17 protein-coding genes are annotated in these 21,894 nt (G+C 39.3%); 4 read left to right on the top strand and 13 right to left on the bottom strand.

All coding sequences use genetic code 11. From position 1 onward, the window contains the following. Window positions 1-269: 269 nt before the first annotated feature. The 5 genes from IPH52_17570 to IPH52_17550 form a co-directional block, all read right to left on the bottom strand. Complete coding sequence (locus IPH52_17570; protein ID MBK7056818.1) at window positions 270-500, bottom strand: hypothetical protein; 231 nt, start codon at window positions 498-500, stop codon at window positions 270-272. Window positions 501-612: 112 nt separating this feature from the next. Further along, entirely contained in the window at window positions 613-867 is a 255-nt protein-coding gene (locus IPH52_17565) for a hypothetical protein (protein ID MBK7056817.1), read from the bottom strand. 282 nt (window positions 868-1,149) lie between these two features. Next, window positions 1,150-1,506: a TIGR04388 family protein gene (locus tag IPH52_17560; GenBank protein MBK7056816.1), complete on the bottom strand. Its 357-nt coding sequence runs from the start codon at window positions 1,504-1,506 to the stop codon at window positions 1,150-1,152. Between the two features lie 409 nt (window positions 1,507-1,915). After that, on the bottom strand, window positions 1,916-2,734 hold the full coding sequence (locus IPH52_17555; GenBank protein MBK7056815.1) for a TIGR04388 family protein: 819 nt from the start codon (window positions 2,732-2,734) through the stop codon (window positions 1,916-1,918). Then, window positions 2,727-2,951 carry a hypothetical protein gene (locus tag IPH52_17550; protein ID MBK7056814.1) on the bottom strand — a complete coding sequence of 75 codons (225 nt, stop codon included), beginning with the start codon at window positions 2,949-2,951 and terminating at the stop codon, window positions 2,727-2,729. The genes IPH52_17555 and IPH52_17550 overlap by 8 nt, the downstream gene beginning before the upstream one ends. Before the next feature lie 175 nt (window positions 2,952-3,126). Between IPH52_17550 and IPH52_17545 the strand changes: the two genes are divergently transcribed. Then, complete coding sequence (locus IPH52_17545) at window positions 3,127-4,110, top strand: transposase (GenBank protein MBK7056813.1); 984 nt, start codon at window positions 3,127-3,129, stop codon at window positions 4,108-4,110. Further along, the gene (locus IPH52_17540) at window positions 4,094-4,327 is read left to right on the top strand and encodes a hypothetical protein (GenBank protein MBK7056812.1); all 234 of its coding nucleotides are present in this window, start codon (window positions 4,094-4,096) and stop codon (window positions 4,325-4,327) included. The genes IPH52_17545 and IPH52_17540 overlap by 17 nt, the downstream gene beginning before the upstream one ends. A 69-nt stretch (window positions 4,328-4,396) precedes the next feature. On the opposite strand, the gene IPH52_17535 is transcribed toward IPH52_17540, so the two are convergent. From IPH52_17535 to IPH52_17525, 3 genes are read right to left on the bottom strand one after another with little or no spacing between them, the layout of a single operon-like run. After that, window positions 4,397-4,795 (bottom strand): DUF3969 family protein, encoded by a 399-nt coding sequence (locus tag IPH52_17535; GenBank protein ID MBK7056811.1) that lies wholly within the window; start codon window positions 4,793-4,795, stop codon window positions 4,397-4,399. 3 nt (window positions 4,796-4,798) lie between these two features. Beyond that, window positions 4,799-8,149, bottom strand: coding sequence for a hypothetical protein (locus tag IPH52_17530; protein MBK7056810.1), 3,351 nt, complete (start codon window positions 8,147-8,149; stop codon window positions 4,799-4,801). Window positions 8,150-8,157: 8 nt separating this feature from the next. Continuing rightward, window positions 8,158-11,475 (bottom strand): TIGR04388 family protein, encoded by a 3,318-nt coding sequence (locus tag IPH52_17525; protein ID MBK7056809.1) that lies wholly within the window; start codon window positions 11,473-11,475, stop codon window positions 8,158-8,160. Window positions 11,476-11,625: 150 nt separating this feature from the next. Here IPH52_17525 and IPH52_17520 point away from each other — a divergent pair, with 150 nt between their 5' ends. Next, complete coding sequence (locus IPH52_17520) at window positions 11,626-12,693, top strand: DDE-type integrase/transposase/recombinase (protein MBK7056808.1); 1,068 nt, start codon at window positions 11,626-11,628, stop codon at window positions 12,691-12,693. Here IPH52_17520 and IPH52_17515 read toward each other — a convergent pair. From IPH52_17515 to IPH52_17505, 3 genes are read right to left on the bottom strand one after another with little or no spacing between them, the layout of a single operon-like run. Beyond that, a complete protein-coding gene (locus tag IPH52_17515) occupies window positions 12,621-13,271 on the bottom strand; it encodes a hypothetical protein (GenBank protein MBK7056807.1) in 651 nt (216 codons plus the stop codon). The genes IPH52_17520 and IPH52_17515 overlap by 73 nt on opposite strands. Further along, a complete protein-coding gene (locus IPH52_17510; protein ID MBK7056806.1) occupies window positions 13,268-13,792 on the bottom strand; it encodes a hypothetical protein in 525 nt (174 codons plus the stop codon). Before IPH52_17510 ends, IPH52_17515 begins: the two co-directional genes overlap by 4 nt. A 9-nt stretch (window positions 13,793-13,801) precedes the next feature. Further along, window positions 13,802-13,966: a hypothetical protein gene (locus IPH52_17505; protein ID MBK7056805.1), complete on the bottom strand. Its 165-nt coding sequence runs from the start codon at window positions 13,964-13,966 to the stop codon at window positions 13,802-13,804. Between the two features lie 44 nt (window positions 13,967-14,010). Between IPH52_17505 and IPH52_17500 the strand changes: the two genes are divergently transcribed. Next, window positions 14,011-14,265: a transposase gene (locus tag IPH52_17500; protein MBK7056804.1), complete on the top strand. Its 255-nt coding sequence runs from the start codon at window positions 14,011-14,013 to the stop codon at window positions 14,263-14,265. Window positions 14,266-14,461: 196 nt separating this feature from the next. Here the strand turns inward: IPH52_17500 and IPH52_17495 are convergent, their stop codons facing one another. Together IPH52_17495 and IPH52_17490 are read right to left on the bottom strand one after the other, a co-directional pair. Then, window positions 14,462-15,589: a hypothetical protein gene (locus IPH52_17495; GenBank protein ID MBK7056803.1), complete on the bottom strand. Its 1,128-nt coding sequence runs from the start codon at window positions 15,587-15,589 to the stop codon at window positions 14,462-14,464. Further along, window positions 15,586-21,849, bottom strand: a complete 6,264-nt coding sequence (locus IPH52_17490) for a TIGR04388 family protein (protein MBK7056802.1) — start codon at window positions 21,847-21,849, stop codon at window positions 15,586-15,588. The genes IPH52_17495 and IPH52_17490 overlap by 4 nt, the downstream gene beginning before the upstream one ends. Between the last annotated feature and the right edge of the window lie 45 nt (window positions 21,850-21,894).

Raw genomic sequence — 21,894 nt, 5'->3', positions numbered from 1 at the left:
TTTGCTACCGCCGATTGTGCTGCTCCCATCGCTACTTGTATCAACTGCCTCCACGTTTTACTGAATCACTGATTCCTGTGGTTATTAACTTATCTTTCTCCGCCGACCATACAGTTCAGTTGCCTTATCACTCAAATTATCCGGCTATTGCATTGTAATCTTCGTTTGTCCACTGAGTAAATAAACTTCGATTTTGTATTACAACTCCCATCCTTGCCATGTTCACACGGATAACATCTTGGTTTTCTTACCGGATTGATAACCACCAACTAGATTGTAATTTGGCTCGCCTTTCTTGGCACACCGCCATCTCCAAGATGAATAGTTCCATCACTTATCTCACGCGTAATCACGATTTGCCCGTTTTCTACTGTTATGGATTTTAGGTCTTTATTTGTTTCCATGAATGCGCACTTTGCTAAATCTTTGTAGCACGTTCCTGTTTCATATGCTGTTTTCTCCGACGCACTTAACAAATCCGTATCGCTTAATTTATTCAAAAATGCTGTTCTTGTTGCTTTAAATCTATTCCACCTTTCAATGCAGCTTTACCAGACAATATATCATCCACTTGGGCTTTGCTTAATTTGAATTCCGATAACATATAATTATCTAGTGTTTCCTTCTTGCATCCATTACATCTTTTAAAACGTATACTTGTATTGGATTCACTATCGAATCATAGTATTCCTTTTGGTATCTGTCCGCAGCATCAGTTGTTCCGTTTACATATGCCAGATTCTGAACTCCATTGAATGCACTCGTAAAAGCAGTTTTGTTGTTAATACCGGTTACGCTCGTAGAAGGAGCGTTGTATTCTGGATTGAAAATTGAATATGAATTCTGATTCGAAAATGGATCAGTCAAGGCTGACTTTATCGTCTCAGCTATACCAAATTTTTTTAATTCACTTAATCCATCTTTTGGTTTTTCACCAGCGTAATTGTATCTGGCTATCTCATCTCGGTAGTCTGTGCTCTGAAAGTTAAACTTTGTATTTTGTAAATTGTTGAGAGTAGTATGAAACTATTCACTTGCGCATTAGAACTGGGTAACTGCTATCGCATCTGCACTCGGAGTTTGCGAGAGTAGGGCACTCAAGTCTCCTTTTGTCATATCACCTGTTGTGAGTTTACTTTCTATACTATCCTACTCCTCTTTATCTGCATCTTTCTTTTGATTCTCCATCGCTAGTAGCCATTTTGATCTATCAGATTCTATCTTCGCTGTGGATGCCTCGTATTCTGTCTTTGCGTTTGCTCTTAAAGTATCTGCATTACTCTTCCACTGATGGTAGAAGTTATTGTAATTAGCCGCTTGGCTTTCCCAATTACTAATCGTGGGGATAAGATTGTTTTGCCAGTTGCTAAATTGAGTGTTCAATTGATTTGCAAAATTTCCCCAGGTAACCGCGTTTGTCTCGGCAGTCTTATCTTTCACTTCATAACTGATCTTGTAATAAAATGCATCCTGTTGATGATTTAAAGGTGCAAATACTACATGCATTTAATGTTTCTTTCCAAATGTGAAAATTGTTTCTATCTTTCAAAAGATTATTTTCTGTGCCCCATGCTGTATGTGTGCTGTTATTGATTGCATCATCCCAAAACCAAGGATGAGAACTGGAAAATATATTTGCTGATAATATTCGAGTAACCTCTTGGTGGAAGCTAAGGATCTATTTAAAATTTGTTCAAGACTGTTTCCTGCTCCACCGGGCACAGTCCAACGAAATATATTATTATACATCTCATCTTGATATGCTAATTGCTTTTACCATCTTGCGAATCCGGGTTAGAACTAATATTCGCTAACTGTGGATTTGCAACATCATTCATATACGGTGTTAATATCTTGTCTGCATATGCCCTTTTGTCTTGTTGCTGCGTCCCCGCCTGTTTTCCTAAATACTCCCTCATCTTAGATGCCAACTCTGTAAGTATGAAACTAAAATCATCTTGTGCATTCGAGCGAGCAATGCTCTAAATTCAACAATGAGTGAATTTAAGTCAAGCCCTGCCTGTGTCCGGCTTTTACCGTTAGAACCTCCAAACAAACTATCATTAGCAGGCTCATTTAAAAATTTTTCTAAGTTTGTTACAGTAGTGCGAATCCCACTTTTCACATTATTCTTGTATTCCTGAATTGCTTGTAAATTCTGTTGGAAGGTTCCATCCGCATTATCTAGCTGACGCATAAAGCGCAAATAATTTGCATTTATCGTATCTAAGGAATCATCGTATTGTTTTAATCCAGTATCTGCTGACGTATGGAACTGATTTTCCCACACCTCTTTACTCTCCGCAAAGCTTGCTTTTATCTGTTCTGGTGTTAGTCTGTTATTGGATAATACCTCAGTTGCATTTGATTGGCTACTCTCTGTATTGACAACTGCTTCATCTTCTATCCCACCGGTTAAGCTAGTTACATACTTCTCCAATTGTAGATTTATATCTGTCATTGCAGTTCTTTCCCATAATGCAAGTGCTGCTTCTTTCTGGGAATTCAATTCTTTTTGCAGCGCATCACGGTAATTAGCCACACCATTGTAATTATCACTCACATTCAAATTATTTACATAATCTTGTATCTGTAAATCAGCCTCGCTTTCCCACGATGCGCGAAGCATACCAATATTATCCACTACAAGCGCAACCCAGCTATCTACATCACCCGCTTGTGCATTCGCATCCTGAACAAAATCTTCCATCCCTGCCGCATCATAATTATTCAATTGCAACGTTGGGTTCCACTTGCTCCACGCCTGTTAATCCTATCGGGTAGATCGGATCTTGTGCATTCAATGAACTAGGTATTAAAAATAACGAAGCAGAACATACCGAAAATACAAAACTAAACAGGGCTAAGAAACTTTGAAGTCTCACTAGCGACTTCTTACATTTGCCGCTTATTACTATTCTATTCACTTTTCTTAAAATTGTATTTCGCATATTGCTACTCCAGTCTTTCAGTTGGTGCTGAGCATGGCTCGGTCGGTAATTGTTAGGCTTTTTCTTTTTCTGTCTAGCTTTTTTGGTATTTTATTATTGTTATTCTAATATTTATTTCTTTTTTATTCTTTACCTCAATGCCAAAAACTTTTACATATCCCTCCCTTTCATGTCTTTGGTCTTCTTTATTCTATTTCAATTCTTATTCCTTAAAATCTTACTCAATGATTCCAATCATTCCTTACTCGCCAATCTCGCTCTCAAGCACCAACTCAGAATCCTTCGCGCTCGTTACAGAAAGAAAATCAAACCTAGCTTTACTTTCATTTTATTCTGGGTATTTTTAAAACGATTTCTGTCAAATTGGAAAGACTATCTTTTCATCGTTCAACCCGAAACCGTAATCGGATGGCATCGCAATCTTTTCAAAGTCTATTGGTCTTTTATCTCAAAGAATTTATTTCGAAAGATAGCGGGTAGAAAGCCGATTATACGAGAGATAAAGGAACTCATTTGTCGAATCAAAACTGAGAATCCGACATACGGCGCAACTAAAATTCATGCAGAACTTTTACATCTAGGTTTTAAAGTCTCCGAAAGAACCGTCTCACGTTATTTAAAAATACTCTTCCCGAATAACAAAGCAAGGCAATCTTGGAAAACTTTTCTTTCTAATCATGCAGATAAAATTATCGCTATGGATTTTTGTGTTTCATATACTTGGAATTTTAAAACTTTGTATACTCTTTTTATCATCTCGCACAAAACCAGAGAAATCATTTACTTTCGTTCTACCTTTCATCCAAACCCTGCTTGGATGAAACAGCAGATTCGTAATGCTTTCGGTTTTGTAGAAACTCTTCCTAAATGCCTTATCATGGACAATGATTCTAATTTCTCAAAAGACTTTCGCTCTTTCTTGCGGAGATTCGGGATTATCCCAAAGAGAACGGCATTTCACTCGCCGTGGCAGAATGGGATTATGGAAAGATTTAATGGAACTGTTAGAAGAGAGTTGTTGGATCATGTGATTCCTCTTAGTGAAGATCATCTTGATAAGCTTCTCAAGGAATTTATTCATTACTACAATAACTCTCGGTCTCATTTATTTAGAAATAAAGATTCACCACTTGGTCGAGTTTATGAGCCGTTACCGTAAACTTATTCACCAAATGCAATTCCTATACTCGGAGGGTTACACCATGTATACCGTTGGCATTCCTCCTCCAAGTAATCATTGCAGATTGCATTTTGGCGAGCGACAACCGCTTGGTAGAATCTATGAGCCATTACCTTCTAAACTTTATTCACCAAATGCAATTCCTGTTCTCGGAGGGTTACACCATGTATACCGTTGGCATACCACCTCCAAATAACATTGCGGATTGCATTTTGGCGAGTGACAGATGTTTCACTTTTATAAATCATCAACTGACAATAAATAATTATAATTCATCTAAATCTTCTTTATTAACAAAATAATTTTTTGTTTTTTCCAATAGATCTTCTTTTAGAAAGTTATCAAAGCATTGCAATTCGTCTTTACTGTTTAATTCCACTACAAAAGACAATAAAGTGAGTCTAAGATTTTCTTTCTTCGCTTCATACTGTTCAGGAATAATTCTTCGTATATCATCTAATTCTAAAAACTCTAAAAAGAAATCTGCGATTCTTGGATCAATCTTCTTATTAAGTTTCAATATTTTTACTGATCTTGGATTAAATAAAACCTTTTCGGCAAAATTTTCGGTGAGAACTTTCTTATCTATAGCATTAAGCATACCTAAACAAATGAGTAACAATAAAGTATTTAAACTTTTTTCATCGTTAGAACTAAAATACATATACTAGTTACTCCAACCTTCGTGAGTCTCTACGTCAAATACTATTCCCGATTCATTTTGAAAATAATGAACTGAAACTTTGTTTCCGTTTGAATCATAGCCATCTTTATAAACTTTTTTCCAATCACCAGGATACTGTTGCCTTAACTGGTAAAGTAATTCTTTGTCCTTAACTTTATTCTTTGAAGTTCCAAATAACTTAGGTTTAAAGTCTTCAGGGTATTTAGGAGAATCTTTTATCGAATTAAAAAATTGTTGAGGAGTATTTTCACCACTTTGCTGCTGTTGCGATGGCTGCGGCTGTTTGCCTTTACCCTCATTCCTAGCCAGTTCGTCTTGCTTTCTTTTTTGCTCATCTCTGAGTGTGTTTTGCTCTGCCTGTCTCCTTTTTAAATCTGCTAATCTAGATTCATTGGGATCATTAGGATTAATCTTGTTATTCTCTGGATCAATATCTAATGGTCTAGTTCCATCAGGATGCAAATTGGGATTTTCAGTATCTGATAAGTTCTCGGTTGATAGAGGTTTCTTACCATTAGGCGGCAACTCGTCAACTGAGTTTGGATTTATCCTAGCCTTATTAGGATCTGGCAAAGCGTCATCAGCCGCATTTAAAATATTCTTCTTCTTTCCTGTTTCTTTGACAACTGTCCTTTCTATCTTTGTTAAATTACTCAGCTTACTCTTAATACCGCCAAGAATCCCACTAACACCCATCGCTCCGCCGACCCACGTCGATAGTAATATTCCACCGGCTACCATCACACCAACGCCGAGTCCGGTACCAATTGTATTCGACATTCCGTTCTTATCTTCTAGTTTCTTTCCTTTTATATACGCTTCCTTCTCCGCTTCTGTTTTGCCTTTCATTTCATCTGGCATTGTATATTCTGGTTCTACAGGCTTTGGATTCGCGTCTTTCGGTGAATGTTGCATCCAATCATACGCAGTAAGAGGGGATAATATCGTAGAATCCGCAAGTCCTTTCCAGAAATTTCTCATCTTCTGATTGTCCACACCCTGCGCATATGCATCGGCTACATCGTTACCATATTTTTCTCTAATCAACGCGACTGCTTCTATTGGATTATCTATTCCATCTAAGAAACTAAAATCTTTTGGATCTCTTTGTCCGTGAACTTCAATCGTGCTTAATTTTTCAAAAAGTTTTCCGAGTTTCATTTTATCTTCATTCGTTGCAGTATTATTTCTTACTTTATCCTGCAAACGCTTCATTTCAGCCTGATCGCCATCTCGTAATTGCCTAATCTCCGCATCAACATCACGCACCTTACCACCGTTATTCGCATCGGCGACAGAATTCGCATTCACCTCAATATTACGAATCTTACCTAAATAAGCATGCCTTTCCTGTTCAGCAGGAGTTAAATCTTCATTAGCCCGTAGTTTATCTTGCAAAGCTTTATAATCATTCAATTCTTTCGATGTAAGCCCTTTACTCGGATTTTCATTATCATGCCCAACCGCATTATCATCATCCTCCGGCTTCCTAGCAATCGTAGCATTACCACCATTACCCGCAGCCCCCTGACCACTGGAAGGAGCACTCGGCGAAGCCGAACTCGAACCACCACCAGCGATAAACGTAGCCGCAGCAGAAACCAAAACCGCAGTCCCCGCAAACACCAAATCCACTATACCCTCCGGACCTTCCTTGCCACCAACTTCCTTAGCATCAGCATCCTTCGCGTCTTTAGCAGATTTCGCATCCTTAGCAGTGTTAGCGTCCTTCACCGGATTACGCTCATTCTCCTCAGCCTCTCGTTGTGCTTGACGAGTATTATTCAAATCAATTATATCCTGTCCACTAATCTCACCTAAGAAGTTGCTATTAGCCTCATAATTCCCATCTTCATCTACAGTTCCTTGTTGAGAGCCTAGAATCGTCAGTGATCCAGTAGTTCCATTTCGTCCACTCTCTAATCCAAAACCAAGCCCATTTTCTAAATCAGCATTTCCGCTAACGCTAAATCCATCTTCTCCGTAGTTTAACTCTGCACTTAAATTTCCTGTTCCCGCCTGTCTCTCCATTATATCAAACGACCCATCGAATCTTCCCGTCGCCCCTGTGTAGTTTACCCCAAGCGTTCCTGCACCTGTATTAAAACCGAGATTCACACTTGCTCCACCGCGTTGGCTTTGTCCGATAGTGACATTCGTAAATCTTTCGAAATTAAGTCCACCTCTAACTCCCAAAGCCTGAACCACTCCACTTACATTTGCCTTTATCCCCCAGCCATCTTCCTTGGTGTAACTCACATTAGTCGCTGCCAGTGTCTTAGCGATTAACGGGTTATTAATCGCCATACTCTGAATCTCATCTGCTTTCTCTACCAACTTATCTGCTCCTTTAGCAATGTTCCCTAAGTTCGTTGCAGCTAATGACTGTAATGTTCCATTCACAACTCCGGCTACAGCCCCTTGCACTCCACCTGTCCTTGAACCAATCGCAGCCTGTAACGCTATATTAGCCCCTTGCACTGCATAAAAACTAGCACCAGCACTACCAGTCAACGCACTTCCTAATGCAGGTGCAGCAGTGCCTCCTGTTATAACTAACGCTGTCACAGCCAACGCCGTCTGTGCTGTAGACTCAATCGCCTTTGTCTTCTCTTCCTTCTTCGCTTTCTTAGCCTTTATCTTCGCATTCGTGGTCGAAGCCACAGTCTTAGCCAAATCCGCGTCCATTCCATTAGCCTCTAGAAATTCTGCTGTTGCATATTCTTGAATCCGATCCTTCCAACCATCCTTCGACATATCCACCTTAGCCGCACCAGTCCAGGTTGCTGGTGGAGTAAATGGTGTTGCCGTTAGCTGCTCAAATGTATCCCCACGTCCTCCTACTGCGATGATTGCGTTCTTCACGATGCCTTTCACCATGCCCGTTGCCATATTCATTCCAGCGGCTATCCCAGTCGATGCTACCTTTCCCAAGTTCGCATTATTCTTCTTAGCCACTTGTCTTTTCTTAAGTCCACCGAGTATTTGTGAAAAGTTTCCTGCTGCATCCGGTCGTCCGATTGCATTTGCTACTGCTGCTCCGGCTGCGTCTTGGATTAATGCATTCTCTTGTTGTTGCAGCGCATTGTATTGGTTGTTGTTTGATACAACAGAACTACTTTGCATCAATTTGTTCTTAGCCGCTACTCCTGCTACAAGTCCCGCAGGACCTCCCATCATTGCGCCTGCTAATCCCGATGACATCGTGAGACCAGCGTCTACGATGGGGTTATTCAATGTTGTTCGCAATGTGCCACCGGAAATCATGTTACTTCCTAATCTGTTTCCTGCTCCTGCACCGAGTGCTGTTGCTCCGAGTGGACCTGCCATCATTAACGGACCTAAGGACCCATTGCCATCATTACACCAGCACCCATCACAGCACCAACTCCACGTCCAAGTCCCGCTGCCTGATTATTCATCTTCTTTGTTAATTTCGCCTGTTCAAATCTTCCTGTCGCAAATCGCACCAAGTCCGGGTTAATGCCCGTTGCCTCTGCTACCTTATCAATAAATGCATCTCGGATTTTGTCCTTTACCATCGATTGGATTCCTGCCATCCCTCCGGTCAGATATGCCTGCACTACACTCTTTACCATCTCGTCTTTCGCTACTGCCGATTGCGCTGCTCCCATCGCTACTTGCATCAACTGCTCTCCACGCTTTACTGAATCACTGATTCCTGTGGTTATTAACTTACTATCTTTCTCCGCTGACGCATACAGTTCAGTTGCCTTATCACTCAAATTATCCGCTATTGCATTGTAATCTTCGTTTGTCCACTGAGTAAACAAATCCTTTGGATTTTGTATTACAACTCCCATCTTCGCCATGTTCACACGGATAACGTCTGTTTTCTTACCGGATTGATAACCACCAACTAGATTGTAATTTGGCTCTCCTTCTTTTGGCACACCGCCATCTCCAAGATGAATTGTTCCATCACTTATCTCACGCGTAATCACGATTTGCCCGTTTTCTACTGTTATGGATTTTAAATCTTTATTCACTTCCATGAAAGAACATTTGGATATATCCTTGTAACAAGTCCCGTTCTTGTAATTCAATTGATCAGTTGCACTTAATGCTGCTATATCCCCCTCCTTCTCATGCCTCTTCTCCCAGTCTTTTATTGCATTTCCAATTCTTAACTGATGGGTTAACGGGTTTTCTCCATTCGCAGGAATCAACGAAATCTGATCATTTGCATGACTCTCATTCCAATCCCGAATCGCAGCATTCTTTTTCGCATTTTCCAGCACACCTTCTTTAAACGTAAACTTGTATTGATTCACTATCGAATCATAGTATTCCTTTTGGTATCTGTCCGCAGCATCGGTTGTTCCGTTTACGTATGCCAGATTCTGAACCCCATTGAATGCACTCGTAAAGGCTGTTTTAAGGTTAATACCAGTTACGCTCGTAGAAGGAGCGTTGTATTCTGGATTAAAAATGGAATATGAATTCTGATTCGAAAATGGATCAGTCAAGGCTGACTTTATCGTCTCAGCTATACCAAATTTTTTTAATTCACTTAATCCATCTTTTGGTTTTTCACCAGCGTAATTGTATCTGGCTATCTCATCTCGGTAGTCTGTGCTCTGAAAGTTAAACTTCGTATTTTGTAAATTGTTGAGAGTAGTATTGAAACTATTCACTTGCGCATTAGAATCCGTAACCGCTATCGCATCTGCACTCGGAGTTTGCGAGAGTAGGGCACTCAAATCTTTTCCTGTCATTTCATCTGTCGTGAGTTTACTCTCTATACTATCCCACTCTTTATCTGCATCTTTCTTTTGATTTTCCATTGCTAGTAGCCATTTTGATCTATCGGATTCTATCTTCGCTGTGGATGCCTCGTATTCTGTCTTTGCGTTTGCTCTTAAAGTATCTGCATTACTCTTCCACTGATGGTAGAAGTTATTGTAATTAGCCGCTTGTGATTCCCAATTACTAATCGTGGGGATAAGATTGTTTTGCCAGTTGCTAAATTGAGTGTTCAATTGATTTGCAAAATTTCCCCAGGTAACTGCGTTTGTCTGTGCTGTAAAATCAGTTACTTGATAAGATATTTTGTAAGCAAAGGTCTCTTGATTGAATCGATCCGCTCCACCTGGTTTGTATGCTCCGAACCAAGTAAAATCAACTCCATTTTGTGCTAAGTTTTGATTCATACCCCAAGCTCCCCAATAGGGTAGGTTAGGAGCTGTTTTTGAGTATCCAAACAGATTTGCTCCATTAATGGATGTTATCGCCCTTCCATTTAAAGGCGGAGCTACATTTACATCGTAGCTGAGTTGAGTTAAACCATAACTAGCGGGAGCATTATTGTTCAGAGCCCTCGCATAGCTTGTAGCAATTCCCATAGTCCCACCTGTTACAAAAGCAGCAATTATTTCTACTAATGGGTCTTGCCCATATACTTTTGGCGGATATAGACCGACTACTTTTACGCCTCCAGTCAAAGGCTCAGCGCCATCAACAGTATTCATATCTGCATTTATTTTACCTTTCGAATCGTTATTCACATAATTAGTATATACTTGATTTTGAAAGGTAGTCTGTCTTGTTGCTGCGTCCCCTGCCTGTTTTCCTAAATACTCCCTCATCTTAGATGCCAACTCTGTAAGTATGAAACTAAAATCATCTTGTGCATTAGGAGCGAGCAATGCTTTAAAATCGACAATCAAGGAGTATAGGTCTTTACCTGCTTGCTCTCGATTCGCTGGCTTTCCAAATAAACTCTCATTTGCTGGATCATCTAAAAAGTCATTTAAGTTTGTTACAGTAGTGCGAATCCCACTTTTCACATTATTCTTGTATTCCTGAATTGCTTGTAAATTCTGTTGGAAGGTTCCATCCGCATTATCTAGCTGACGCATAAAGCGCGAATAATTTGCATTTATCGTATCTAAGGAATCATCGTATTGTTTTAATCCAGTATCTGCTGACGTCCGGAACTGATTTTCCCAATCCCGTTTACTCTCCCCAAAGCTTGCTTTTATTTGTTCTGGTGTTAGTCTGTTATTGGATAATACTTCCGTTGCATTTGATTGGCTATTCTCTGTATTTACAACTGCCTCATCCTGAATTCCACCTGTGAGACTAGTTACATACTTCTCCAATTGTAGATTTATATCTGTCATTGCAGTTCTTTCCCATAATGCAAGCGCTGCTTCTTTTTGGGAATTCAATTCTTTTTGCAGCGCATCACGGTAATTAGCCACATCGTTGTAATTATCACTCACATTCAAATTATTTACATAATCTTGTATCTGTAAATCAGCCTCGCTTTCCCACGATGCACGAAGCATACCAATATTATCCACTACCAGTGCAACCCAACTGTCCACATCGCCCGCTTGTGTATTCGCATCCTGAAAAAAATCTTCCATCCCTGCCGCATCATAATTATTCAATTGCAACGTTGGGTTTCCACTTGCTCCACCGCCTGTTAATCCTATCGGGTAGATCGGATCTTGTGCATTCAATGAACTAGGTATTAAAAATAACGAAGCAGAACATACCGAAAATACAAAACTAAACAGGGCTAAGAATCCCTGAATTCTCACTAGCGACTTCTTATATTGGCCGCTTATTACTATTCTATTCACTTTTCTTAAAATTGTATTTCGCATATTGCTACTCCAGTCTTTCATTTGGTGTTGAGCATGGCTCGGTCGGTAATTGTTAGGCTTTTTCTATTTCTGTCTAGCTTTTTTGTTATTTTATTACTTTTACTCCAATATTTTATTTCTACTTTTTTTCTTTACATCATTTCCAATTTCTTTTAATTATCCCTCCCTTTCATGTCGTTTGTTTTATTCATTCTATTTCAATTCTTATTCCTTAAAATTTTACTCAATGATTCCAATCATTCCTTACTCGCCAATCTCGCTCTCAAGCACCAACTCAGAATCCTTCGCGCTCGTTACAGAAAGAAAATCAAACCTAGCTTTACTTTCATTTTATTCTGGGTATTTTTAAAACGATTTCTCGCAAACTGGAAAGACTATCTCTTTATCGTCCAACCAGAAACCATAATCGGATGGCATCGAAATCTTTTCAAAGTCTATTGGTCATTTATCTCAAAGAGTCTATTTCTTAAAATAGCGGGGAGAAAGCCTATTATCCGAGAATTGAAGGAACTTATTATTCGTATCAAAACAGAAAATCCAACATATGGTGCTCCCAAAATTCATGCGGAACTTTTACATTTAGGATTCAAAGTCTCCGAAAGAACTGTTTCCCGTTACCTGAAAATTCTTTTTCCGAATAATAAAGCGAAGCAATCTTGGAAAACTTTTCTTTCTAACCATGCTGATAAAATCATCGCAATGGATTTTTGTGTTTCATATACATGGAATTTTAAGACTTTGTATACTTTGTTTATTATCTCGCACAAGACTAGAGAGATCATTTACTTTCGTTCTACCTATTATCCAAATCCAAATTGGGTTAAACAACAAATTCGTAATGCTTTCGGTTTCGTCGAAGTTCTTCCAAAATATCTCATCATGGACAATGATAAAATATTCTCTAAAGACTTTCGTTGTTTCTTGCGGAGATTCGGTATATTCCCCAAGCGTACTGCATTTCATTCGCCATGGCAGAATGGAATTATGGAACGTTTCAATGGAACTGTTAGAAGAGAACTTTTAGATCATATTATCATCTCCAACGAAGATCATTTAGATTCTCTTCTCAAGGATTACATTCACTATTACAATAACTCTCGTTCTCATTTATTTAGAAATAAAGATTCGCCTCTTGGTCGTGTCTATGAATCTCTCCCTTGCAAGCTTTATTCGCCAGATTCAATTCCTATACTCGGAGGGTTACACCATGTATACCGTTGGCATTCCTCCTCCAAGTAATCATTGCAGATTGCATTTTGGCGAAGCACACCCTTCTTCTTCGCAATGAAGAAAACTCCACCAAAATTAAAGACAAGTTCCTTTTCATTAATTAGAAAAATTTTATCAAAAGGTGTTTCATAACAATTAAAATTTTCTAAAAGTATATATTTATCATTTGAGTTAAAGCCTAATGCGTTCTTATAACCATAGTTGCCAAAGTCGCTATCCAAGATATATGTAATGGAATTTTTATAAATATAAATATCACTATCTAAATTAAAGGAGCATTTTCTAGAATCATGGTATCTATCATATTTCTTTAGCGGATCCGGAAACTGAATTTTTTCACTATCTATAAGTATTCTTTTTCCTAGCCATCTTTGCGGATTCCCGACTACATGTTTATGATAATAATGAAACCTCTCAATTTTCATTACAAAGGATTGAGGGCTTCGACTTCCATACAGATAACGGTGAATTACCCATACCCCGTAAAATTTTGCGTGGTAGGTTTGCACTTCTTCGTCAGGTATACGAATCGCTTCTTCTGCAAATAAGGTACTAATCAAGAACATGAAAATTAAGAAACCTTTCATTTTATTCTCTTATAAATAAAGAATTGGATTCCAAATACGATAAATATTTCATCCGCTCTCCCTACATGTACAACCTCTCGAAACACTATATCAGATTCCGTTCCGCCTTCCTTTGTGCATCTTGCATAAAAAATTTTTATTTTTTCATAAGGCTTGTATATGAGCTTATCATCAAACGGATCTAATTTATTGTACATTACATATTTCCAGAATCGCCCTAGCCTTTCCCATGTCCTATATACAAGAGTGCAATCATTCCAAGCTTCTTCCTGCGAGTAAAGCAACATTCGTTCTTTTTCGATTTTTAACCAGTAAACTTCTATAATATGCTTTAAATCCACACCCTCATTTAAATGAGAGGTATCACTCCCATTTGATAAAACAATCCTGTCTAACTTCCATTTTCCCTCAATTTTTTGAAATTCCCCTTTCTTTTTATCTATCTCTTCCTTGCTCTCTCCCCAAAGCAATGGATGATTCGTTGATAGTATTATAATAATGAAAAAGAAAATTAATTTCATTCCATGCCTCTATTCTGGCACCTTGTCTTGCATATGAGAAGGTTGCTGACCTGTCAGGAACCACTTCACGGTATTGTAGTTTCTGATTCTAGTTCCGAGAAGATACGGCGTTGTTGCCGTTACACCGGTTTTATGATCTTTAGTTTGCTTTTGTGTTTCTGCTATGAATTGCATTGCTTTGTCGATTTCCCCTTTATTGATATGACTAATGAGTGATTATGGAAAGATTTAATGGAACAGTGAGAAGAGAGTTGTTGGATCATGTCATTCCTTTTAATGAGCATCATCTTGATAAACTTCTCAAGGAATATATTAATTATTACAATCAATCTCGGTCTCATCTTTTTAGAAATAAAGATTCACCGCTTGGTAGAATCTATGAGCTATTACCTTCTAAACTTTATTCACCAAATGCAATTCCTATACTCGGAGGGTTACACCATGTATACCGTTGGCATACCACCTCCAAATAGTCTTGCGGATTGCATTTTGGCGAGCGACACCCTACCTCTACCACAACACACCGACCGCGCTCGCGGCTATTGTCAATAATTTGCTCTTTATTGTGTTGCAAGAATTTTTTTCGAGTATGCAAATTATTGACACCGCCTTGATCGCTTTCGCTTAGGAGTAGGTACACTTTGTTAGCCTTAACAAGAATTATTCGCATTATTTCTTTTTCTTCACTCTATTCAAATATAAATAATCTCCTTCAAGTTGGAGCACCATGGTTTTGTTAAAGAATACTAATATTGTATCAAAGATAGTGATTTGGCATGGGTTATCAATGTATAAGACTTTTGTTTCGCTTGTAAATGGTTTGAATTTTATTCCTTTTTTTGTTTTAACATACATAGGACCTTTTGCGTTAAATAACGTAAAGCCAGCACTAACGTATTCAGAATTGTTTTTCTTTGCTAGCATATCTACTTTATCAAATGTAGTATGAACTATTAAGGCTCTTTTAGAGGGACAGTAATAGTCATAATAATTTCTAGAATATGAATCTAATTTGGAAAGAAATCGAAATCCTTCCTCGGTAACGAGAATTTTTTTTCCAATCAAATCCTCTCTTTCTTCTTCGCTCATCTCAGGAAAGCCTTCTTGTTGATGACTTACCTTGAATACTTCCCATTCCCCCTCAAGACTTTTCAAGACAGAATTATCCTCACGCACTAAACCTTCACATTCTTTGCAGCTTTGAAAACTATGATCGCAATTTTCTATTACACTGAAATCAATATCTTTCATAGGTGTCATTTTTTTTAAAAACAATCCTTGAAAAAAATCAGCCATCCCGATTCGCTTTAGTCTAGTATTATATGTAAACTCAAGTAAATCATATTTTGAAGAAGTTTGAGAATCGTCACAGGTTTTCCTATAGGGATTGGACACGTTGACAACTACATCATAAGGAGAAGAGAATTCGTAGTCTTCTTTATTGCAGTTATAACAAGAATTCATTACCTTTCCTCTAAAAATTTTCATCGAGGACAACTTGCAATACTGTTTTTCTAACTTTTTAGTTTTGAAATCATACATTGGCTCTTCCCATTGTATAAAATCGTCTCCAATTGTTAGCTTTTTGTCTCTCCTTTCTTCGGGAATATCTAATCTACTTTTAGAAATTACATTCTTCTTATTTACAAAATGGATGACACTATCAACAATCCAAGTTCCTTTTAATTTTTTTAATACCTCTTCTCGCAAACATTCGTCACGATTTCTAACAAAGTCCTGTGCATTGAGTGGTACTATAATAAGAAAGGGGATAATATTCATTAACCAGTATTTCATTTTGTTGTTTCCGATCTAGGAAATGCATCTCTCCAACTCTGCACTCTACCAGCCATCCCAAAATCAGGATCGGTTTCAACTGCATCGAATACTGCACGCAATTCATTTAAGCGAGTTGTTTCGTTCGAATTATTTAGGGCATTGTAAAGTCTACTTGTCAAGGCAGCTTTTCTGTCATTTATTAGATTTTCTCCTTCTTTCGTCGTATATGGATTTCCACCTGACCAATATATAAAATTATATACTTGCTCTATTTGATTTTGTGGGTATCTGTTTAAAGTTTCTACAGAAACCATTTCACCACGACCGTTACTGTGCATATTGCCAATTACTCGATCAAGGTCTCTTCTCGCTACTGCCATTGCATTGCCTTCATTAATTTGTGCATTTCCAAAATACGGATGTAAATCCCTGTATGTCCTTCCTGATCCATCTGGAAATATATGAGTCGGATATTTTTCAATTGGTGTATAGATATATCTACGTAAGTTTTCCGGTAGCTGCGCTATAATACCAGCTTGCTGATTTCCATAATTCCCTGATGCTTTCGAATCATCTAGTAGCCCCCTGATCCTTAATAATTCTGCTTTATTTTTCTTACTAAGACTTGTGTTCGCCTCAATTTCAGCCTTACTCAAATACAAAGATGGAAAATTCGAAGGTGTATTTCCATAACCTATTGCAACTCGTCCACGCTTATCCTCATATAGCGTAGGCTGAAAACCTTCACTTCTTCTTATGATATTGTTATCTATAAAAGCGATTCTAGCATTCTCGGAATTACTCACTGTAGGCTTAATCGGAGTTTCACTACTTTCCTCGCTTGTCGTTGAATGAGGATTAGAGTCTGCAACCGGAAATGGAGGTTCATTTTCTACGATTCCAAACTCTCTATCCTTAATTGGATTCGAATCTATTTCACTGATAGAACCAATAAACATAGGAACTGCTGTTGGTCTTATCCCCAAAACATTGAACACACTAGCCTTTACAGAATCAAAGCCATTACTTACAGAATTACCAATAAAATCAATACCATCACTCACAAAACCAGTCACACGATCAAAGAAACTAGCCTCCTGCGAATGTTCGTCGTTAGCCGTTGTAGAACTTTCCTCATCCTCCCGTCGTCTCGCAATAGGAACTTCCGCATTACCACCATTACCCGCACCACCCGCAGGAGAACTCGGCGAAGCCGCACTAGACCCACCCCCAGCGATAAACGTAGCAGCAGCAGTCATTAAAACCGCAGTCCCAGCAAACACCAAATCCACTAGCCCTTGCGGACCTTCCTCACCACCAACTTCTTGCGCATCAGCAGCGTCCTTCGCTGATTTCACCGGATTACGCTCATTCTCCTCTGCAAGTCTTTGACGCTCTATAGTGTCCGCCAAATCAGCAATATCCTGACCATTAATCTCACCGAGGAAATTCTCATTAGCCGTATAGTTTCCATTTACATCTACAGTTCCTTGTTGAGAACCTAAAATCGTTAATGAACCACTCGTTCCATTTCGTCCATTCTCGATTCCAAGTCCGTATCCATTTCCGAAATCAGCATTCCCGCTCACGCTAAATCCCTCTTTGCCGTCGTAGGATAATTCAGAGCTAAAGTTTGCACCACCAACTTGTCTTTCTATTATATCATAACTTCCACCAAATGTTCCCGAACTTCCCGTGTAGCTAACACCGATTGTCCCGAATCCGAGATTTGTTCCTAGGTTAAATGTTGCTCCACCACGCTGTGATTGTCCGATGGTTACATTCGTAAACAATGCTTTCATCGCATCTGCATTACCAAAGCCAAGAGAAGTTCCAAGTCCTTGGACAGCAGCAGTCACGTTTGCCTTTATCCCGAAGCCGTCTTCTTTCGAATAACTTACATTTACCCCTTTTAAATATTTCTCAGCAGCAACAATATTATCCACCGCCGTCTGTGACATCCCAACTGCTTTTCCCGCATTCGACAAGGCACCACCTGCGGCTGATTGAAATATACCGTTAAGCGCTCCTGCTAATGCTCCTGATTTGCCACCAGTTCTAGAACCAATCGCAGCTTGCAATCCTATATTCGCTGTAGTTACTACCGTATTAGCCGCAGTAGCCGATGTATTGAGTGCAGTTAATAGAGGAGTAGCCGCTCCCGCCGTTATCGCTGCCAATGCCACTGATACTGCTGTCTGTGCCGTAGACTCTATCGCCTTAGTTTTCTCTTCCTTCTTCGCTTTCTTTGCCTTGATTTTATTATTTGTAGCACCCGCCACACTCTTCGCTAAATCAGCATCCATACCGTTATTTTCCAAGAACTCAGCGAATGCCATCTCTTGCACTCGATTCATTAACCCATCCTTCGACATATCCACCTTAGCCGCACCAGTCCACGTTCCTGGTGGAGTAAATGGATTAGCCGTCAAGTGGTCGAATGTATCGGCACTTCCCCCTACGGCTATCGCTGCATTCTTCACAATACCCTTCACCATTCCATTTGCCATATTAAGAGCACTGGCGACACCACTACTAGCAACCTTTCCCAAGTTCGCATTATTCTTCTTAGCCACTTGTCTTTTCTTAAGTCCACCGAGTATTTGTGAAAAGTTTCCTGCTGCATCCGGTCTACCGATTGCGTTTGCTACTGCCGCTCCTGCTGCGTCTTGAATGAGTCCAATCTCTTGTTGTTGCAGCGCATTGTATTGGTTGTTGTTTGATACAACAGAACTACTTTGCATCAATTTGTTCTTAGCCGCTACTCCTGCAACCAGTCCAGCAGGACCTCCCATCATTGCGCCAGCTAATCCCGATGACATCGTGAGACCAGCGTCTACGATGGGGTTATTCAATGTTGTTCGCAATGTGCCACCGGAAATCATGTTACTTCCTAATCTGTTTCCTGCTCCTGCACCGAGTGCTGTAGCTCCGAGTGGACCTGCCATCATTAACGGACCTACAGGACCCATTGCCATCATTACACCAGCACCCATCACAGCACCAACTCCACGTCCAAGTCCCGCTGCCTGATTATTCATCTTCTTTGTTAATTTCGCCTGTTCAAATCTTCCTGTCGCAAATCGCACCAAGTCGGGGTTAATGCCCGTTGCCTCTGCTACTTTATCAATAAACGCATCTCTGATTTTGTCTTTCACCATCGACTGTATCCCTGCCATCCCTCCGGTCAGGTATGCCTGCACTACACTCTTCACCATCTCGTCTTTCGCTACCGCGGACTGTGCTGCTCCCATCGCTACTTGCATCAACTGCTCTCCACGCTTTACTGAATCACTGATTCCTGTGGTTATTAACTTACTATCTTTCTCCGCTGACGCAAACAGTTCATTTGCCTTATCACCCAAATTATCCGCTATTGCATTGTAATCTTCGTTTGTCCACTGAGTAAATAAATCCTTTGGATTTTGTATTACAACTCCCATCTTCGCCATGTTCACGCGGATAACGTCTGTTTTCTTACCGGATTGATAACCACCAACTAGATTGTAATTTGGCTCTCCTTCTTTTGGCACACCGCCATCTCCAAGATGAATTGTTCCATCACTTATCTCACGCGTTATCACGATTTGCCCGTTTTCTACTGTTATGGATTTTAGGTCTTTGTTTGTTTCCATGAATGCGCACTTGGCTAAATCTTTGTAGCAGGTTCCTGTTTCATATGCTGTTTTCTCCGACGCACTTAACAAATCCGTATCGCTTAATTTATTCAAAAATGCTGTTCTTGCCGCTTTTAAATCTATTCCACCTTTCAATGCAGCTTTACCAGACAATATATCATCCACTTGGGCTTTGCTTAATTTGAATTCCGATAACATATAATTATCTAATGCAGTTTCCCTTCTTGCATCCATTACATCTTTTTTAAACGTATACTTGTATTGATTCACTATCGAATCATAGTATTCCTTTTGGTATCTGTCCGCAGCATCAGTTGTTCCGTTTACATATGCCAGATTCTGAACTCCATTGAATGCACTCGTAAAAGCAGTTTTAAGGTTAATACCGGTTACGCTCGTAGAAGGAGCGTTGTATTCTGGATTAAAAATGGAATATGAATTCTGATTCGAAAATGGATCAGTCAAGGCTGACTTGATAGTCTCAGCTATACCAAATTTTTTTAATTCACTTAATCCATCTTTTGGTTTTTCACCAGTGTAATTGTATCTGGCTATCTCATCTCGGTAGTCTGTGCTCTGAAAGTTAAACTTTGTATTTTGTAAATTGTTGAGAGTAGTATTGAAACTATTCACTTGCGCATTCGGGGAATTAACCGCTATCGCATCTGCGCTCGGTGTTTGTGAGAGTAGGGCACTCAAGTCTTTTCCTGTCATTTCATTTACATTGAGTTTACTCTCTATACTATCCCACTCTTTCTCTGCATCTTTCTTTTGATTCTCCATCGCTAGTAGCCATTTTGATCTATCGGATTCTATCTTCGCTGTGGAAGCCTCGTATTCTGTCTTCGCGTTTGCTCTTAAAGTATCTGCATTACTCTTCCACTGATGGTAGAAGTTATTGTAATTAGCCGCTTGTGATTCCCAATTACTAATCGCGGGGATAAGATTGTTTTGCCAGTTGCTAAATTGAGTGTTCAATTGATTTGCAAAATTTCCCCAGGTAACCGCGTTTGTCTGTGCTGTAAAATCAGTTACTTGATAAGATATTTTGTAAGCAAAGGTCTCTTGAAAATGACTCACTGGTGCACATACCTGGCAAGCATTTAAAGTTTCTTGCCAGTAAAGATAACCGGCTCCATCACTTTGATAATTACTGCTAGCGCCCCAAGCTGTATGTGTTGCGTTATTTACCGCATCCTCCCAAAACCAGGGATGAGAACTAGCAAATATATTCGCATCATATATTTTTGTTATCGCTCTTCCTGATGTTGGCGGAGCTCCACCAATCTGGTATGCGGTCAGATTGCATTCGCCACAATAGTAATCATTAATTGTTCTCATAAAGACATCAAGGGAAAATTTACCTTTAAAATAATCAATGAATGTCTGATAATTTTGATTCATTACCGGTGCTCCATTCAGATCGGAAAAAATTGGTCCTGTGAGTTCCTTTGCATCAGTCCTGTCCTTCATATTTGCAATTGCGCTGGGATCGTTATTCACATAATTAGTATATACTTGATTTTGAATGGTAGTTTGTCTTGTTGCTGCGTTCCCTGCCTGTTTTCCTAAATACTCCCTCATCTTAGATGATAATTCTGTTAGTATGAAACTAAAATCATCTTGTGCATTAGGAGCGAGCAATGCTCTAAATTCAACAATGAGTGAATTTAAGTCAAGCCCTGCCTGTGTCCGGCTTTTACCGTTAGAACCTCCAAACAAACTATCATTAGCAGGCTCATTTAAAAATTTTTCTAAGTTTGTTACAGTAGTGCGAATCCCACTTTTCACATTATTCTTGTATTCCTGAATTGCTTGTAAATTCTGTTGGAAGGTTCCATCCGCATTATCTAGCTGACGCATAAAGCGCGAATAATTTGCATTTATCGTATCTAAGGAATCATCGTATTGTTTTAATCCAGTATCTGCTGACGTACGGAACTGATTTTCCCAATCCCGTTTACTCTCCCCAAAGCTTGCTTTTATTTGTTCTGGTGTTAGTCTGTTATTGGATAATACCTCAGTTGCATTTGATTGGCTACTCTCTGTATTGACAACTGCTTCATCTTCTATCCCACCGGTTAAGCTAGTTACATAATTCTCCAATTGTAGATTTATATCTTTCATTGCAGTTCTTTCCCATAATGCAAGTGCTGCTTCTTTCTGGGAATTCAATTCTTTTTGCAGCGCATCACGGTAATTAGCCACACCATTGTAATTATCACTCACATTCAAATTTTTTACATAATCTTGTATCTGTAAATCAGCTTCGCTTTCCCACGATGCACGAAGCATACCAATATTATCCACTACCAGTGCAACCCAACTGTCCACATCGCCCGCTTGTGTATTCGCATCCTGAAAAAAATCTTCCATCCCTGCCGCATCGTAATTATTCAATTGCAACGTTGGGTTTCCACTTGCTCCACCGCCTGTTAATCCTATCGGGTAGATCGGATCCTGTGCATTCAATGAACTAGGTATTAAAAATAACGAAGCAGACAATATCGAAAATACAAAACTAAATAAGGCTAAGAAACTTTGAAGTCTCACTAGCGACTTCTTACATTTGCCGCTTCTTACTATTCTATTCATTCTGTTTAGTCTTGTATTTCGCATATTGCTACTCCAGTCTTTCATTTGGTGTTGAGCATGGCTCGGTCGGTAATTGTTAGGCTTTTTCTA

Source organism: Leptospiraceae bacterium, assembly GCA_016708435.1.
In the GTDB taxonomy this organism is placed as follows: Bacteria; Spirochaetota; Leptospiria; order Leptospirales; family Leptospiraceae; genus UBA2033.
Note: the sequence above shows the minus strand (reverse complement) of the source record. Positions and strands in the feature narration are given on the sequence as shown.